Source organism: Dyadobacter sp. OTU695 (assembly GCF_038440355.1).
Classification (GTDB): domain Bacteria; phylum Bacteroidota; class Bacteroidia; order Cytophagales; family Spirosomataceae; genus Dyadobacter.
On sequence record NZ_JASATN010000032.1, the window covers coordinates 1 to 18,159 of the forward strand.

Annotated in this window: 10 protein-coding genes; 2 read left to right on the forward strand and 8 right to left on the reverse strand. The window is 48.4% G+C overall.

Annotated elements, in window-relative coordinates; genetic code table 11:
• Positions 1-379: 379 nt before the first annotated feature.
• The gene (locus AAHB90_RS30810) at positions 380-823 is read left to right on the forward strand and encodes a peptidylprolyl isomerase (RefSeq protein WP_342089171.1); all 444 of its coding nucleotides are present in this window, start codon (positions 380-382) and stop codon (positions 821-823) included.
• 74 nt (positions 824-897) lie between these two features.
• Here AAHB90_RS30810 and AAHB90_RS30815 read toward each other — a convergent pair whose 3' ends face one another.
• From AAHB90_RS30815 to purH, 3 genes are all read right to left on the reverse strand, one after another.
• Entirely contained in the window at positions 898-2,517 is a 1,620-nt protein-coding gene (locus tag AAHB90_RS30815) for a sodium:solute symporter family transporter (RefSeq protein ID WP_342089172.1), read from the reverse strand.
• An 84-nt stretch (positions 2,518-2,601) separates the two neighbouring features.
• Positions 2,602-3,414 (reverse strand): hypothetical protein, encoded by an 813-nt coding sequence (locus tag AAHB90_RS30820; protein ID WP_342089173.1) that lies wholly within the window; start codon positions 3,412-3,414, stop codon positions 2,602-2,604.
• Positions 3,415-3,522: 108 nt separating this feature from the next.
• A complete protein-coding gene (purH, locus tag AAHB90_RS30825; RefSeq protein WP_342089175.1) occupies positions 3,523-5,058 on the reverse strand; it encodes a bifunctional phosphoribosylaminoimidazolecarboxamide formyltransferase/IMP cyclohydrolase in 1,536 nt (511 codons plus the stop codon).
• Positions 5,059-5,234: 176 nt separating this feature from the next.
• Between purH and AAHB90_RS30830 the strand changes: the two genes are divergently transcribed.
• Positions 5,235-6,023 carry an SDR family oxidoreductase gene (locus AAHB90_RS30830; protein WP_342089176.1) on the forward strand — a complete coding sequence of 263 codons (789 nt, stop codon included), beginning with the start codon at positions 5,235-5,237 and terminating at the stop codon, positions 6,021-6,023.
• Positions 6,024-6,048: 25 nt separating this feature from the next.
• On the opposite strand, the gene AAHB90_RS30835 is transcribed toward AAHB90_RS30830, so the two are convergent.
• From AAHB90_RS30835 to AAHB90_RS30855, 5 genes are all read right to left on the reverse strand, one after another.
• Positions 6,049-9,396 (reverse strand): VCBS repeat-containing protein, encoded by a 3,348-nt coding sequence (locus tag AAHB90_RS30835; RefSeq protein ID WP_342089178.1) that lies wholly within the window; start codon positions 9,394-9,396, stop codon positions 6,049-6,051.
• A gap of 5 nt (positions 9,397-9,401) precedes the next feature.
• The gene (locus AAHB90_RS30840; protein ID WP_342089180.1) at positions 9,402-12,725 is read right to left on the reverse strand and encodes a VCBS repeat-containing protein; all 3,324 of its coding nucleotides are present in this window, start codon (positions 12,723-12,725) and stop codon (positions 9,402-9,404) included.
• Positions 12,726-12,745: 20 nt separating this feature from the next.
• Complete coding sequence (locus AAHB90_RS30845; protein WP_342089181.1) at positions 12,746-13,339, reverse strand: hypothetical protein; 594 nt, start codon at positions 13,337-13,339, stop codon at positions 12,746-12,748.
• Between the two features lie 67 nt (positions 13,340-13,406).
• Positions 13,407-14,897, reverse strand: a complete 1,491-nt coding sequence (locus AAHB90_RS30850) for a RagB/SusD family nutrient uptake outer membrane protein (RefSeq protein ID WP_342089182.1) — start codon at positions 14,895-14,897, stop codon at positions 13,407-13,409.
• An 18-nt stretch (positions 14,898-14,915) separates the two neighbouring features.
• The gene (locus AAHB90_RS30855) at positions 14,916-17,984 is read right to left on the reverse strand and encodes a SusC/RagA family TonB-linked outer membrane protein (protein ID WP_342089183.1); all 3,069 of its coding nucleotides are present in this window, start codon (positions 17,982-17,984) and stop codon (positions 14,916-14,918) included.
• Positions 17,985-18,159: the final 175 nt, after the last annotated feature.

Here is an 18,159-nt window from a genome sequence, read left to right on the forward strand (position 1 = left end):
GACAGAGGTTGTAGCTGATGGTGGCTACCACACCTATGCATTGAAATAACGGTCAGACTAATGCGCGCTTTTATACCGTACTATCTACGGCTTGTAATCATATGATAAATGCTAACCGGTCAACTACCAAGACTAACATGTATTTTGTACCTTTGAATCAGATTTATAGAAATCTGAACAAATATTTGCGTCTACGAATAGTTTACGGCCGACTGCTCATAACGGCGATAACCCAATCAATCAACTGATATTTGGCAAGTCATATACAAATCAAAAACAACAACTAAGGATACATGATCCTTTTCTTTGTGTTGTTATGGCATCGGCCAAAACATCCCCCGGTAATACCTTCTTTTAATTTTAATACTCAATTTCAGACATGACAAAAGCGGAAATGATCACTGACAAGGGTACGATGCTTATCGAATTCTACGATGAGGATGCTCCCAATACGGTGAAAAACTTTGTTGATCTTTCTAAAAAAGGCTTTTATGACGGTGTGATCTTTCACCGTGTAATCCCCGATTTCATGATCCAGGGCGGCGACCCTACCGGCACCGGCCGTGGAGGTCCTGGCTACAAGATCGACTGCGAGTTGACAGGCGGTAACCAATACCACGACCGTGGTGTCCTTTCCATGGCACACGCGGGACGCAATACTGGTGGTTCTCAGTTCTTCATCTGCCACAGCCGTAACAACACGGCACACCTCGACAGGAACCATACCTGCTTCGGTCGCGTGGTGGAGGGTGTGGAAACGGTTGACCTGATCCGTCAGGGCGACAAGATCCAGAAGATCACGATTATCGAAGAACAGGCGTAAGCTTTTCTCCATTAATACAAAAGGGGGGCGGAATCAACATTCCGCCCCCTTCGTGTTTGTATATGTTGGCTATCTCACCAGAAATGGCCGTACAGGTAAGAAATGATCGTGATCACAACTACCGCTCCAATCACAAAAGTCCGGTGCGGCATGAACATCGACGCATCGATTGCGAGGCCCTTCTTTTCGTCAGGCAATATCAGACCGAGAATTATCATTACCGCCACGCAAATCAGGAACACAAGGCCCATGCGGTCGAGGAACGGAACTTGCGTCCAGTCGGCGAACGGGAAGTAATTGTTGTGCATCGCCAATGCGATCAGGAAACCGCCGACGATCGCGAACAATGCGCCCGCCGAGTTGGTTCGTTTCCAGAAGAAGCCCATGATGAACGACGCGAAAATACCCGGCGACAACAGACCTGTCATTTCCTGGATAAATTGGAACCCGCCTTTTTTGTCGATGCCCATATAAGGCGAAACGATAATTGCGAGGATCATCGAGATCACAACGACAGCCCGGCCGATACGAACGAGTGTTTTCTCGTCGGCATTCTTACCAATATAGTTTTTGAAAATATCCAGTGTAAAGATTGTCGAAATACTGTTCGCTTTACCGGCCAGAGATGCCACCACGGCTGCCGTCAACGCAGCGAAAGAAAGCCCTTTCAAACCGGTCGGAAGCAGGTTGAGGAGCACGGGATACGCTTTGTCGGCATTGATCACGCCATCCTCGCCGAGCATTTCTGCCTGGAACATGCCTTTGCTGTACAATGCGTAAGCCGCAATACCAGGCAATACCACGATCACCGGCATCAATAATTTCAGGAACGCGGCGAAAAGGATACCATTACGGGCAGTTTTAAGATCCGCTCCCAATGCGCGCTGTGTAATGTATTGGTTACAGCCCCAGTAGTTCAGGTTCACGATCCACATACCGCCAAGCAAAACCGCCAGACCCGGCAGCTGCATATAGAACGGGCTGGATTTAGGGAAAATCATATGAAAGTGATCGTCGTGGTTGTCGCGCATTACTTTGAAACCCTGCACAATGCCTTCAACGCCTGCATTATCGGATACCAGATTGATCGCCAGGTAAGTAGTAGCCAAACCTCCGATCACGAGGAAAAACACCTGAATTACATCTGTAAAACCGATCACCTTCATCCCGCCGATCGTAATGATAATGGCAAAAGCCGCCAGCGCAATCATACAGAACTGGAAATCAAGCCCTGAAATCCCTGAAACCGCCAGGGCACCCAGGTACAGGATCGAAGTAAGGTTAACAAGAATATATAATGCCAGCCAGAACACCGCCATGATTAAGCTCACCGATTGGTTATATCGCTGGCTCAGGAACTGCGGCATGGTGTAAATCTTGTTTTTGAGATAAATAGGCATAAAAAAAACGGCTACTATAACCAGTGTCGCCGCCGCCATCCATTCGTAGGTGGAGATCCCGAGACCCATCGAGAAGCCATTCCCCGACATCCCTATAAATTGTTCCGCCGAAATATTCGAAGCGATCAACGATGCGCCGATCGCCCACCAGGTCAGCGAGCCCTCTGCGAGGAAGAAGTCTTTTGTAGATTCAACTTTTGATTTTTTCCGCTGATAAATCCAATAACCGTAACCGGAGACTACAATGAAGTAAAAGAAGAAGACGACATAATCCAGGGTTTGTAATTGTTGCATTTCAAATAATAAAATAGATGAATGAATGAGATATCAGCTCGATTAGCCCATAAATATAGCCTACAAGCACATATTGATAATGCTTTACTCTGATATTTTCTTTGAATCTTTAAAATGGTGAGGGCCAATGGGGCCATAAGCCTCCTGGAAAGGGATATCTTCCCGCATTTGGCTGATAAAACGCTGCAAACCAGCCTCTTTTCGTAACAAGAGCCAGTAAGAAACCTCCATTCCGGCCGTCATATAGGCTGTCATGACGTGTTTCTGGTCGCCTCCGAAAAACTCGCGCATAGTGGAAATGTCCTTCAAAAGTAGCAGGTCGCGGCCGTTGCGCGTGTAGTACCGCCACTCGTAACGATACGCGCGGTATCGATCACGCGCGCTGGTTTCGCTTACGAAGCGTCGGTCGAGCATCAATGCAAGCCCTTCGTTGAACCATTGTGGAATGTCGTTGGTGGTGCGCCACCAGCCAATACGCCTCAGCAGTTCGATATGGCTCATTTCATGGGCGATCACGTCCGTGTTCATGCCTTGTGCATTCAGGATCACGTAAGAACTGCCCCAGGGCGTGCCGATGCTGCAACCGGCACCTTCTGTGCTGCTGCAATATTTTTTGTACTGTTGCGCTGTCTGACAAATGATGATTTTGGGGTTGGACATTTTCCCCTGGTAAAAGGAGTCAACGCGCGCCTCTGCCAGCGTTACGGTATTTTTGAGGACTTTGTATTTATTGGCGTGGATATCCGGACTGAAATAGACCTTTTTATCGCTCGACTTGAAACTGGAGAATGCGATAAGCTCGCAGTAGAAGATTTGCGGGTAGAGAAAAAAGAGGCTGCCCGCCAGGACTATTAATCCGGTCAGAAGGAATTTGGTGACTTTCCGGAGTGGGTTCAAGGGAATCTATTTTTGCCACCGCAGCGGCGGACCGTGAAGACACGAAGATTCACGAATTCGTGCTCATCCGTGCCCTCACAGTCCGCGGCTGCAGTGGCAACATAAAAATTAATGTTTAAAGTGACGAACTCCCGTAGTCACCATCGCAAGCCCGTTCGCATTGCAATAATCCACAGAATCCTTGTCACGAATAGAACCACCCGGCTGAACCACGGCGGTAATGCCCGCATGGTGTGCGATTTCGACGCAGTCAGCAAACGGGAAGAATGCATCCGACGCCATGACCGCTCCATTCAGATCAAAACCAAATGCTTTCGCCTTTTCAATCGCCTGACGCAATGCGTCCACGCGGGAAGTCTGGCCGGTACCGCTCGCCAGCAACTGGTTTTCCTTAGCCAGTACAATGGTGTTCGATTTGGTATGCTTACAGACTTTCAATGCAAACTCCAATGCTGAAACCTCGTCGATCGTCGGTGCCTTTTCCGTAACAGTCGTAAACTGTGCCGCAACTTCCGTTGCGAGGTCCTTATCCTGTACCAAAACGCCGTTCAGAATGGTTTTGAACATAATCTGCGGCAATTCAACAGCATTGCGTTTCAGCAGAATGCGGTTCTTTTTCGATTTCAAAAGCTGCAATGCGTCTTCGTCATAAGCAGGGGCGATCAGGATTTCCATGAACAGCTTGTTCAGCTCCTCGGCAGTAGCCAGATCGACCTTTGTATTGGTAATAACCACCCCACCAAATGCCGAAACCGGATCGCAGGCCAGCGCATTGTCATACGCCTCTTTCGCCGTCGGCGCCGTGGCGATACCGCAGGCATTGGTATGCTTTATAATCGCGAATGTAGGCTGGGCATCAGTGAACTCGTCGATCAGGCTCACGCACGCATCCACGTCCACGAGGTTATTGTATGAAAGTTCCTTTCCGTGCAGTTTCTCGAAAATGCCTTCGAGGTCACCATAGTACTTAGCGCTTTGATGCGGGTTTTCGCCGTAACGCAGCGTTTGCGAAGCAAGATTGGTAAAATCAAACAGCTCTTTATCCGTCGTTTCTTTTCCGGAGGTGAAAAAGCTGTTGATCGCGCCATCGTAATGCGATGAAACCCCAAACGCCAGACCGGCATAGTAACGACGGTCCTGAATATCCGTAGAGCCGGCTTTCGCATTCAGCAGTTCAACAACTTCCGCATACTGGCTCCGCGATGAAACGATCAATGTATCCTTGAAGTTCTTCGCCGTTGCGCGGATCAGCGAGATGCCGCCAATGTCTATTTTTTCGATAATATCCTCCTCGCTCGCACCAGATGCCACCGTTTCCTCGAAAGGGTAAAGATCCACTACCACCATGTCGATAGCCGGGATATTGTATTGCTCTGCCTGCGCTACATCACCTGCATCGTCGCGACGGTACAAAATACCGCCCATAATGGCCGGATGGAGCGTTTTAACACGCCCGCCGAAAATCGATGGGTAACCGGTCAGCTCTTCGGCTGCGGTCACAGGGATGTTGAGATTTTCAATGAAAGTCTGAGTTCCCCCGGTAGAGTACAGCTTTACGCCATTCTCGTGCAGGAGGCGGACCAAAGGCTCAAGACCGTCTTTGTAATAAACAGAAATAAGCGCGGATTGGATTTTTTTAGACATTGTGCAACGTTTGCTCTAAGATTACAAATGCGGGATTTTGCTTACATTCGGCATTTCGGCTTGTCCCATGTTGAAAATAAACCGCAAAGATAGCCGAAAAATCAACGAAGTCGGCAGCGGAACAGACGAAAATCAAAACGTTATCATTCTGAAACCAAGTTTAAAAAGCCAAAACCATGAACCTCGACCTGACCGGAAAAACAGCATTGGTATGCGGAAGCACGCAGGGCATCGGGCTCGCCGCCGCCGTTGAACTCGCATTGCTGGGTGCAAATGTGACTCTCGTGGCCCGAAATGAAGAAAAGCTGCGGGAAGCCGTCGAAGATCTGGACACCTCTCTCGGGCAGCTTCACCGGTACGTGGTGGCCGATTTCGCCGATCATGAAAGCGTCAAATCAGCGATTGAAAATTACCTTCGTCTCTGCCCGGAGGTACATATTCTTGTCAACAACACCGGCGGTCCCTCCGGCGGTCCGATCATCGAGGCAACATCCGACCAGTTCCTGAAGACCTTTCAAATGCATGTGATCAACAACCAGTTTCTGGCGCAAGCAGTGGTACCTTCGATGAAAAAGGAGGGATTTGGCCGCATTATCAACATCATCAGCACCTCGGTGAAGCAGCCTATCATCGGCCTCGGGGTATCCAACACCATTCGTGGCGCCGTTGCGAGCTGGGCCAAAACGTTGTCGCTGGAACTCGGGCAATACGGCATAACGGTCAATAATGTACTTCCGGGTTACACCGAAACGGCGCGACTGGACGCTGTCCTCGAAATGCGAAGTAAAAACCAGGGTAAAACCAGAGAACAGGTCGCCGAAGAATTGAAGGCCTCCATTCCCATCCGCCGTTTCAGCGAAGCCAAAGAAGTAGCCGCCGCGGTTGCTTTTCTGGCCAGTCCGGCAGCGGGTAGTATTAGTGGAGTGAGTCTGGCTGTGGATGGGGGGAGGACGGAGAGTTTGTAATAACTATTTCAGATTATAATCTCAGCTATTTTCGAGCTATTACCACCAGTTTATTATCATTCCGGGCGGCTATGATCGCTTTCCCGGATTTGAGATTGATTTCCTTCAACCGCTTTACTTCGCCGCGAATTGGCAGGCCATTGATTGGCTCCGGGGCGAAATTGCAGTTGCCTTTATTGATGAGCACAGTCCCATAATCGGCGTCGTAACGGCCCATCTGGATGTTGCAGCCGTAGAAGTTGCCCATCAGCAGCACGTCTGGCAGCTTGTCGCCGTTGGCATCGATGATGTGAGCATCGTAAAAAGGCGTCCATTGCGCACGGTAAGGCAGTGCTTTGATTTCGAAATCTCCGTTCCCGTTATTGACGAGTATCGCATTCCGGAAATAATCGGCTGCAAGCACCTGTGCTTCTTCCAGCTTGTCCTTCCCGACCAGTTCGGCCAATGTAGCTTTGGCAAACTCGGATGCGTAAATGTATTTTTTGCGAATCGCCGGCATTTGCTTTTCCATTTCCTGCTTGGTCGGAAAGAGCATTTCTTTGCCACTGAGGTAAGTGGTCAGCAATGGTTCTGTGCGCCCGTTTCCGTCATAATCATTGATATACATCTTTACCGGTTCCTGTTCGGTCGCTTTCAGCCGACTGTTCAGCCCCAGATTTCCAGCCAGAATATCCAAATCGCCGTCTCCGTCGAAATCGTAAGGCATGGCAAAATTCCACCAGCCTTTGCGGTCGGTCAGCATTTTCTCGCGGAATACATTACCCTGCCTTTCAAGAACCCCTATCCCTCCCCATTCCAATGCTAACAGCAGATCCTGTTTTCCATCCTTATTCATGTCGGCGAGCCGTGCACTTTTAACATAACCCATTGAACCCGCATCCGGTGCATAGCGGTCAGTAACGTCAGTGAACTTTCCTTTCCCGTCATTTTGCAGCAAATAGGAATGCGGTATTTCGCCATAATTTAAAGGGACAGCCCTTCCGCCAATGAACAGATCGACATGCCCGTCGCCGGTAAAGTCAAATGGGACAATGCAGGAAGCCGTCACAAAAATATTGGAGAATGCGTCGCTTTTGGCTGACAGGTTTCCTTTGCCGTCGTTCAGGTAAATGCGCGGCATCTGGTAGGGCGAATTGTTACTGAATTCGTTGCCCCCATTTGCTACGACGAGGTCAGGGTGCCCGTCGCTATTCACATCCACCCAGTCGGCGTCCACCTCTTCGTAAGCGCTATCCAGCGCCAGAGCAGGCTGAACGGATTCTTTAAACCTTCCATCAGCATTCTGAACAAACAAATGGCTGCGTAGCAATTTGGATGAACCTACAAACACATCTTCCAGTCCATCGTGATTAATATCGGCAATGGCCAGTGCCGGACCGTCCGCAGTCACTTCGAATGGAATGAGGGAATTACGGTCAAATTCAACAAAATTATTCTCCTCATGCCGCACATCCAGTCCTACTTGTGCAGCGATATCGCGAAATGCATAAGATTTACTTGCCTTTTGTTCTTTGAATTTCTGGTAATCGAAAACAGGTAGGCCTTCCATGTAAGCAAGGGAAAGGGAATCTTTCAAATTCGCAGTGTTTACCACCTGATAGCGGTTGTCAGGCCAGATCACAATCATCGAATCCACCTCCGATTTTTTTCCCAAACCTACATTCAATGGCACTTCCATGCTCGACTGGAAACCACGGACGGGAAATTTTTCATAGCTGAGCACATTGCTTTTCCTGAATACCAGGCATTTGGCACCTATCGCATTCAGGTTGCCTTTCTTGCCTTTTAGATAGAGCCGCAAAAAACCGTTTTTGGAAGACCTCCCACTGCTGAGATTTTCGTAAACAAATGCTTTTTCATTGATATTGTTCGTGACAATGTCGAGGTCGCCGTCGTTATCGAGGTCTGCATAAACCGAACCATTGGAATAAGAAATCTGGTCATTTTTGATGTTTTTGGCCAAATCGTCGAATGCCAGGTCGCCCTCGTTATGAAAAAACTTGTTAGGAAGCTTGATTTCCGGGAGCTTGTCAGCCAATCCGGGATCGTTTTCATCGAAATTTTTATCACGAATTCTGGCCTGTATCACATCATCGGACACAAACCTGATATAATCGGTATCGTTCATCCGCTTCGGAATGCCATTCGAAATGAAAAGGTCCTTTAACCCGTCATTATCAAAATCCGCAAACAATGCTGCCCACGACCAGTCCGTCGCATGCACGCCCGCAAAGGCGCCAATCTCGCTGAAAGTACCGTTGCCATTATTGAATTGAAGGTTGTTTCGGGCAAACTGATAGTTGTAACCCTGCCTGATTTTGTATCTGAAAATGCTGTACATATCCTCCCCTTCCGATTTTTTCAGTATCTCGTAATCGGACGGAAGCATATCAAGCGACACGATTTCCGGGAAAATATCATTATTTAAATCGCCGATATCGACGCCCATTGAGAACTGGCTGGTATGCATCATCGACGAATCCAGCTGCTCGCTGAACCGGCCGTTGCGCTGGTTGATATACAAATAATCGTTCTCGTGAAAGTCGTTCCCAATATACATATCGGGATAGCCGTCGAAATTGACATCTCCTACACCAAGCCCCAGCCCGTAGCCCAGCGCGGTGCTGTTGATCCCGACCTGCTGGGAAACCTCGGTAAATTTCCCGTCGTCGTTCCTGAATAGTTTGTCGCCCGCAAGTGGATGGACAGTGCCTTTAAAAAGGTCACGACGGCCGAAAGTTCCGTTCTGATGCACTGAATGATTCAGCTGGAACATGTCCAGATCGCCATCGAGATCGTAGTCAAAAAAAAGCGCCTGAGTTCCAAAAACGACGAGATCCAGCCCATAATCTTTGGATTTTTCTTCATAAACCGGTATGCCCTCCGGTGTAATCTTCTGACATTCAAACAGGAGGTTGTGCCCCTTCATATTCTCGAAGTTGCCCACCTGACTAATATAAATATCGAGCATTCCATCCTGATTGATGTCTACCACAGAAACACCATTCGACCAGCCCTTGTCCGCGGCGATATTTGCTTTAGCTGTCACATCTTCGAACTTCAGTCCCGATCGGTTGAGATAAATGCGGTTGGGTTCCTGATTGGCTGTGAAACAAAGATCGATCAGTCCGTCGTTGTTCAAATCCCCGGCTCCAACGCCTCCCCCATTATAGAAGTACATATAATAGAATATATTAAGGTCCCTGGTCGGTTTGAGCGTGTTCGAAAAATTGATCCCGGTACGGTCAGAAGTGAGGAGTTCGAAGTCATAATCCGCATCATCCTTTTGCGGTGAACAGCCTAATACAGCCCCTATGAACGCGACGAGCCAGAGTTTTTTCAGTAAGCCATTAAATGAAAGGAAGTTCGGCAAAACAATTACAGTTTGTTGATTTTGAATAAAACCGGCGCTGCGTTGTTGATAAGGCTGATCAGGTAAGGTTTTCCCTCTATGTTGATAGGGCTGATCTGTTTCACCTCACCATCAAGCGAAAAACCGCTCTGATTGGCCAGTAAAACGTCAAACTGCATATTGCCTTTGTTGATCAGGACATTGCCCCGACAGGCATCTAAGGTTCCCAGTTGTGGTATGAAATGGGTGAAGTTCCCACCCACGATAATGTCAAGCTTTCCGTCGCCATTCACGTCCTCGCTCTCGATCGCATTCAGGCAGGAGAACTGGGCCATATAGGGCAATGGTACCAGCTTGAACCGACCATTACCATCGTTTACTGCAATGCCGGATTGCAAATAAGTTACCGATTTCTCCACTGCGGATTTCAGCAGTTCTTCGGGGAAAAGGTCCTGAACCGTCAGCACAGCATATTCCGAGTGCTTGATGCTTTTCTTTTTGAGGAAAGGAAATTGCGTAGTCAATTCACGCTTCAAAAGCGCAGGAAGATCCTTAGAATCGACCGTTTTGGAAATTACTTTTTCAATAGTCCCGTTTTTGTTGAAATCATTGATCCAGATTCTCAACGGCCCTTTGGCACTCGCTTTCAGCGAAAAGTTCTCCCCGATGTTGCCGAGCACGATATCCTGGTCGCCGTCGCCGTCGAAATCTGCGATTTTCAACGAGCCCCAGAAACCAGTGAATGCTTCCAATCCGGTATTAATCCGCTGAAACTTCCCGGCAGAGAACTTGAACGCCAAAGGTGCCATCCAGTCGCCTACCACGAGCAACTCCTTCTTTCCATCGCCATCTATATCGGCCCAGTTTGCATCCCTTACCATGCCAGCCTTAGCCAGTTCGGGTGCGATCGTTTTGGCAACACTCTTAAAAGTGCCTTTACCGTCGTTCTCATAGATATAACTCGTTGGTGTTGAACCATATTCGCGCGGAACACTCCGGCTCCCCACAAAAAGATCAAAGTCCCCGTCGGCGTCATAATCTTCCGCCACAATCACCGCAGTATTCATAGCATTAGGCGGCAATGCGCGCGTATTGATTACAAAATTCCCTTTGCCATCGTTCAGGTACAAACGCGTAGGCAGATCAGGACTTGATACGAGGCTTTCGTTACCACCGCTGCCTACCACAAGGTCGCGGTCACCATCGCCGTCTGCATCGAAAAACAACGCGGCCGTATCCTCAAAGCCCGCCAGATCGCTGAATACTTTCTGCTGGGATCTCACGAACTGGCCCCCTTTTTGGAGGTACAACTGCCCGCCCTGCCCTTTACCGCCACAAATATAGATATCGTCTGCACGATCGCCATCCACATCGCCGATCGCCATCTTAGGCCCCTCCTGGGAAAGCATGACCGGGATATTCCGTTCATTAAAAAAATCCTCGTATTTGTTTTCCATATGGGCGCCCAAGCCTTTAGGCGTCACGTTGGTAAGCATTTCCTCACGCTTGCCGGACGGGACAATGTAATCCTCCACGGCATCATTAATAGCAAAGGTCAGTAACGTGTCCGGCTTCACATTACGCATGCTGGTCACTTTCTGCGTCGGCCACAACACTCGTATGGAGTCGATGAGGGAGATTTTGCCCAGACCAATCGTCAACGGATATTCCGTGCTCGACTGAAATCCACGCGATGGGTTCACTTGTTTGCTAAAAACCTGTCCACCCGCATACACTTCCACTTTGGAGCCTACGGCGCGGGTATTCATCCCCTGCCCTTTCAGATTTAGCTTGATGTAATGGTTTCTTTCTTTTGCGGCTTCGGATTTATTTTTATAAACAAAACATGGCTCGTTCACATTGTTCACGACCAGGTCGAGATCACCGTCATTATCCAGGTCGGCGTAGGCAGCACCATTGGAAAACGAGGCCTTACCGAAACCAAATTCCTTCCCTTTCTCTTTGAATTGGAGGTTGCCTTCGTTGTGGAAGAAATTATTGGCGATGGGCGTCGAAGGCATGCGGTCGATGATGTTTTGCATATTCTGCTTTTCCCCCGACATCACCATTTTTTGTGTCACTTCGTTGGCAAAAAAGTCAATAAAGTCCTGATCCAGGATATCATGATAAATGCCATTGCAGACATAAATATCCGTTTTGGAATCATTATCGGCGTCAAAGAGCAATGCGCCCCAGCTCCAATCGCTCGCCGCCACACCTGAATAGTTGGCTATCTCGCTAAACGTCCCGTCCTGATTATTGAATTGCAGACTATTCTGCATATATTGGTTATAAAAACCCTTTTCTTTTTTGAGGTTGAAGAGGTAATGGTTTTCAAATGAAGTCGTTGTTTTGTAGCGGTATTCGTCGCGTGGGAGCATGTCCGTGACAAACAGCTCGGGATAGCCGTCGTTGTTAATGTCTGCAAGATCAGCCCCCATCGAAGCGAGACTGGTGTGCTTCATACGCTTTTCAAGTTCCTCGGAGAAAGTCCCGTCTTTCTGATTGATATACAGGTAATCCTTCTCGTAAAAGTCATTACATATGTAGATGTCGGGGTAAAGGTCGCCGTTGATATCGCCCACCGTGACACCGAGTCCGAAGCCGATGAGGCTGCCGTAAATGCCTGCTTCCTCGCTCACATCTTCGAATTTTCCGCCATTGTTGCGAAACAGCTTGGCACCGCCGCCTTTGAGAAAATCTTTCACGGGCCAGTCTTTGGCGCGGAGATTGCGGTCGTTAGCATAGTTAAGGGTGTTGACCGGGATAAAACTGTTGTTGAGTACATAGCAATCCAGGTCACCATCCAGATCATAATCCAGAAATGCGGCATGAGTGGAGTAACCAGTTTCGTCTAGGCCATATTTTTTGGCCGATTCAGTGAAAGTCAGGTCGCCGTTGTTAATATACAGCGAGTTGCCCTGCTTGTTTAAAAACTTCTGGTAACCGGCATTACATACGTAAATATCAAGCAGGTTGTCGCCATTTACATCGGCCATGACCACTCCGGTACTCCATTTTTCGGGCTCCGCTACGCCGGCTTTGTCGGTAATGTCCTCAAACTTCCAATTGCCTTTGTTGAGATACAGCTTGTTTTCACCCATATTGGCGGTGAAATAAATGTCTGCCAGCCCATCATTGTTAATGTCGCCGATCGCCACTCCTCCGCCATTGTAGAAGTTGCGGTAGTTAAATATGTTGATATCCTCGCGGTCTTCGACTTTATTTACAAAATCTACGCCAATTTCGGAGGCGTTCATTTCCTCAAAAAGGCCATCGGGATTTCCTTCGTCTTTTTTACACGAAAACAGTAAACAGATCAGGGCAAAAAACAATGAGGCCCTGTACATAGCTGAACGGATTGTCGTCATTAGTTTGAATGAGTGGAACCAAAAATTGTTTGTTCGTTGATGCCGCCCAGACTGATAGCCGGCTTTTTATACACTATCAGTCCATCAAAAGGTAAATATTGGTCTGGCTGAGCAAAATCACTGTATTTTGCCACCTCGCCTTTGATTTCGAAAACCATCTTGTCCTTTTCAAATGTAACAGCAACTATATCACCTTTGGTGAGCATATACCCCTCACCAATCAACTTCTCGCGGTCGACCAGTTTCCCCATTTTCAGACTGCTGGCGCTTTCCTGGTAACTCTCAATCCTGTCGGCGACCGGGCGTCGACTGTACCATTTGTCGCCCGCAAGGTTAATGATCGTCCGCCCGTCGAACTGGTCGGTCAGCGTTACATTCAGCACATTTCCCGACATAATCACCTGACCGGCAAAAATACTTTCATCGCCATAAAAAGGCTTCCCGCCGATCGTCGCAACAATACGAGCCTGGTTATCATTCAATCCGGCCAAATATTTTTCCGCCTCCTCCTTCGCCGACCCGTCTCGCGTCTGACAGCCAGCCATAACAGCCTGCAAAAAAAACATCCCTGCTAATCGTATTACAATTTTCATTCAGACATTAAAAAACAAAAATGCTCGAATAATCGAGCATTTTTGACGGTATTTCAAAATTAAATTATCAGTAACCCGGGTTTTGGACCAGGTTTGAGTTCGAAACTAAGGCCGCAGAAGGGATCGGATAAAGCACGGTATATGCTTCCTTCACAGAAACGCCTGCGCCGCTCGTAAACTTGCCAAAGCGAACCTCAGTGGTTCTTTTGAAACCTTCCCAGTAGAGCTCACGACCGATTTCCGCGAAAAGGCTTTCCTCGTTGAGTGCGCCCAGTGCGGTAGCACCACGAGCTGCACGAAGCGCGTTAATCTGCGTCAATGCACCCCCAGCATTTCCACCGCGCAAGGTTGCTTCCGCCTTCATCAGGTAAGCCTCTGCATAGCGCATCAGGATATATTTACCGGAGTTTGCAGGGTGGTATTTGATCACGCGGATACCTTTATCGGTAGCAGCACCGGCCAAAGGAACGTCGCGTGTAAATTTAAGCGGTTTCAGCGTCCGCGAGTCAATAATCTCCTTACCCTTGTCGTCGTATTGCTGGCCGATCAGGAAGCCCAAACCAATACCGGAGTATTGCGAGCCATCTTTCTTCGCAGCTTTACCAATACGGGAATCCTTAGCTTCAAATGTGTCGTAGAAATCAGCCAGGGTCGCAAATCCGTTCCAGCCCGACGGGTTTTGCCCATAGTGCAAAGTCATAAACCAACGGTTTTGGGCAGTACCTTCCTGAACGTTAAAAATCACCTCCGATTTCGCGGAAGCTGAGAATGCGTTGAAGTAATCGGTTTCCAAAGCATAGCCATCGGCAGTGATCGCATCTACGTGTGCCACAACTTTATCCATGTCGGCCTTGTCGAACGTGTAGGGTCCTTCTGCCTTTGCAGACTTGTAAACGCCCTTGTTCAGGTACATTTTAGCTAACATGAAGTTCGCTGCGGCTTTGCTTGCGGTACCGTTTGAAATCGACGGTCCGGCTTTGGGCAGGTTTGGCAATGCCTCTTCCAGATCTTTCAGGATCAGGTCAAATGCTTCCGAACGGGTAAGTACCTTCGGCAGGTCGTTCACCCCTTGTGTTACTTCCCGGAAAGGGACCGATCCCCAGTAATCCATTACCCAGTACATATTATATGCCCTGAGAAATTGCGCCTGCGCCTTTTGGCTGGCATTAGGATTGGACGCGAGGATTTCAGTGGCTTTATAGGCGCGTTGGTTCAATGCGTTCCATGCGCTGAGGATGTAGGAGTGTGAAGCATCCCAGGTATGCTGGTCGAGCGTACGCCAGACACCATTGTCACCCCAGTCGACGCCGCGGGTAGGCGGGATCATTTCGGCCGTTACGTGCTCGCCGAGCGCGTAAATACCTGCCTGATCGGAATACGTCGATAAATCCTTGTACGCAGATGCGAGCGCTTCCACCACATTCACAGGCGCGAATTTGCCGTCAGCTGACTTGTTCACTACAGAATCCTTCTCGTCAGTCACAAGGTCGGTACATGCAGAAAGCATAGCGATGCTCACCCCTGCAACTACTATTCTATATATTTTACTCGTTTTCATTTGATAACTAGTTAGGAATTAGAAGGAAACATTAACACCGATTGTCCAGGTCCTCGCCCTTGGATACGCTGTGTAGTCTATTCCGAACGAAGGAATGTCGTTCAACGACTTGTTGGTACTTACTTCCGGATCCTGACCATCATACTTAGTGAACGTCAACAGGTTTTGTCCAGTTATGAAAAGCCGGGCACTACTGATAATTTTGCTGCTCTTGATAGGCACCCGGTAACCCAGCGTCAGGTTTTGCAATCTAACAAAGTCTCCTTTTTGCAGAAAGCGCGTTGATACGTCAGGTGCATTCAATGCTCCTTCACCATTGCCAATCACATTTTTGGTTACGTTACGTCCGTTGGCAAATGATCCCTGTGTAAAGAATGCGTTCGCGGTGTTGGAATAAATGTAATGTCCAAAAACACCATTGAAGAACAGGTTCAGGTCAAAGTTTCCATAGTGCAGGTTGTTCGTCAAACCGGCGGTAACTTTCGGCAGCGGGCTTTTACCTCCAAGGAATTGTTGAAAGTCCCCGTTTGGATAAAGCGAGTTTCCGTTTTCGTCAAACCCGCCGAATTGGCGAAGGAAGTAAGCAAACAATGGCTGACCTTCTGCCAGGCGTTGCGCAAACGCACCTGAAAGTCCCTGACCGTTGATCTCCCCTGTATCGTAAGTACCGATCAGGTTTTTCACCAGGTTTTTATTATAAGATGCATTCAGCAGTACTTCCCAGGAGAATTTTTTGCCGTCGATAATCGCCGCGTTCAATGAAAGTTCGATACCCTTGTTTTGAATATCGGTATCCAGGTTGCGGTAAACGAATGGATTGGGTGCAGGCTGTGCTGCTACCACTTTGAAAAGCAGGTCCTTGGTACTTTTCTGATACACATCGATGCTACCGCCCAAACGTCCTTTCAGGATAGAGAAGTCGAGACCGATGTTCAATGCAGCTGTCGATTCCCATTTCAGGTCGGGATTGTTGAAGGCCACGGCATTCAGACCACCACCTGTGATACCGTCGCCAGCCTGGTTGATCACATAGTCGCTGTAACGGTCGCGACGGTCATACACGTTGTGGGGAATGGCCTGGTTACCCGTAACCCCATAACCTACGCGCAAAGAGAGATCTGTGAAAGTTGTTTTGGAAATAAATTCTTCCTCCACCAGTTTCCATTTAACTGCTCCCGACGGAAAGTAGCCATATTTATTGTTACCCCCGAATTTGGAAGAACCATCGATACGCAACGTTCCCGTCACAAGGTATTTGCTGTTGTTACCAAAGCCCAGATTGACACGGCCGAAGTACGATTGGAGCTCATCTTTGGAGTAGCTCGAATTCTGAACCACCGACCCTACGCTTTTCAGCGAGGTCTCATTCTTAATTTCCGTTGTACCGGCGATACCAAGATTGTTGATCATCAGGTCGAGATCACTTGTACGGAAATTGGCTGCCGCCACGTTTTTGCTGCCCTGCTCAAAGCTTTGGTAAGAATACCCAAGCAATGCGTTCAGGCTGACACCTCCGAATTCCTTATCATATGTAAAGTAGTTTTCCCACAACTGGTTATTGGCTTCTACGTCACGGATGTACACGCGGCCGATGTTCTGGATACCCGATACCACGAGATCCCTTGAGTATGCCTGTTTACGGCTGGATATTGATTTGTCAAAACCAAGTACAGTTTTGAATTTCAAACCCTTGAAGATTTCCAGTTCCGCATTGATGTTGCCCAGAGCGCGAAGTGTATTGCTTTTATCTTGCGACAAGTTCACAAAAGCAACCGGGTTCGGTTCTGTAGTGGAAATCTGATTCAGGGAATCGCCTTTATAAACCGGCCGAGTTGGATTTGCTTTCAGAATGCTACCCATCAAATCACCCTCAAAGCCGATGTTTTCAGAAATAGGCACGCCGGTATCCAAAGTGTTGGCGAAGTTGAAGTTACTGCCGATCGTCAGTTTGTCATTGATAAACTTCTTAGTACCTGCAAAACCCACGCTGTAACGTTTCACATTAGAGGTCTTCACAATACCGTCCTGGTCGAGATAACCCAATGAGAAACGGTAGTTGCCTGAAGCATCACCTGCGCCGTACGACAGGTTGTGTTGGTGCGTCAATGCAGTGCGGAACAGCTCGTCCTGCCAATCGGTATCTGCGCCCTGGTCCTGACCGCCTGCCGCGCGGTACTCTGCTGCATTCAGCAGGTCATATTTTTTAGTAATTTTGCTGAAACCTACCGAATACCCGTAGTCGAGTGTTCCTTTACCCTTACCTCTCTTAGTAGTAATCAAAACAACGCCGTTCGCACCCCTGGAACCGTAAATTGCTGTCGCAGAGGCATCTTTTAAAATATCCATACTGGCGATATCGTCCGGGTTGAGGAAGTTCAACGGGTTTTTCGCAGGCTGGCGACCTACACCCTGGTTATCGCCACCACTGGAGGTGTTGTCTCCACTCAAAGGCACACCATCGACGACGAATAGCGGGTTGTTACCCCCTAGCACAGACGACGTACCCCGGATGCGCACGTTAATACCACCCCCCGGCTCGCCGCTCGACTGGGTGATTTGCACACCCGCCACCCGGCCCTGCATCAACTGCTCGGGCGATGTTACGATACCTTTCTGGAAGTCCTTCGAACCCAATGCAGAAACCGCACCGGTCGCGTCCTTTTTCTTCACTGTACCGTAACCTACCACCACGACTTCTTCCAAAGCCTTGATATCTTCTGTGAGTACCACATCGATCACAGATTTGCTGCCAACCGCAACATCTTTCGTTTCATAGCCGATCGCGCTGAAGGTCAGGGTTGCGCTGCTGGGCACGCTGATCTGGTAGTTTCCTTCCACATCCGTATTCGTCCCTTTTGTCGTTCCCTTTACCGTAATGGTCACACCGGGAATGCCGCCTGTCTTAGGGTCTGTAACCTTACCGGTCACATTTACGTCCTGCGCCCGCAGTTCCGCGCTCATCGTGAAGAGAGCAATCAGCAGGGCAAAAATTCTCAGTTTCGAATGAAATGGTTTTGTCTTTGAGCGAGGAGCCCGCGCGGCAGGCAGCTCATGCTGACGAAGTACATGAAAGGATAAATTCATCATAGGTTATATATAATTAGGTCTGTAAGGCGATAGTGTTGTATCATTTTGACATTCTCTCTACACTTCATCGAAAAAATGCCACTAACAACTTAAAAAAGCATTTTTACTGAATTTTAGCACGAAAAAATGTGAATTTCACACCACACCTTGTACAAAATAATATAAAATACTCGGA

Coding starts and splice junctions, on each gene's coding strand:
- AAHB90_RS30815 (WP_342089172.1), bottom strand. CDS start 2,517: ATGCAACAATTACAAACCCTGGATTATGTCGTCTTCTTCTTTTACTTC.
- AAHB90_RS30850 (WP_342089182.1), bottom strand. CDS start 14,897: ATGAAAACGAGTAAAATATATAGAATAGTAGTTGCAGGGGTGAGCATC.
- AAHB90_RS30830 (WP_342089176.1), top strand. CDS start 5,235: ATGAACCTCGACCTGACCGGAAAAACAGCATTGGTATGCGGAAGCACG.
- AAHB90_RS30855 (WP_342089183.1), bottom strand. CDS start 17,984: ATGATGAATTTATCCTTTCATGTACTTCGTCAGCATGAGCTGCCTGCC.
- AAHB90_RS30840 (WP_342089180.1), bottom strand. CDS start 12,725: ATGTACAGGGCCTCATTGTTTTTTGCCCTGATCTGTTTACTGTTTTCG.
- purH (WP_342089175.1), bottom strand. CDS start 5,058: ATGTCTAAAAAAATCCAATCCGCGCTTATTTCTGTTTATTACAAAGAC.
- AAHB90_RS30810 (WP_342089171.1), top strand. CDS start 380: ATGACAAAAGCGGAAATGATCACTGACAAGGGTACGATGCTTATCGAA.
- AAHB90_RS30845 (WP_342089181.1), bottom strand. CDS start 13,339: ATGAAAATTGTAATACGATTAGCAGGGATGTTTTTTTTGCAGGCTGTT.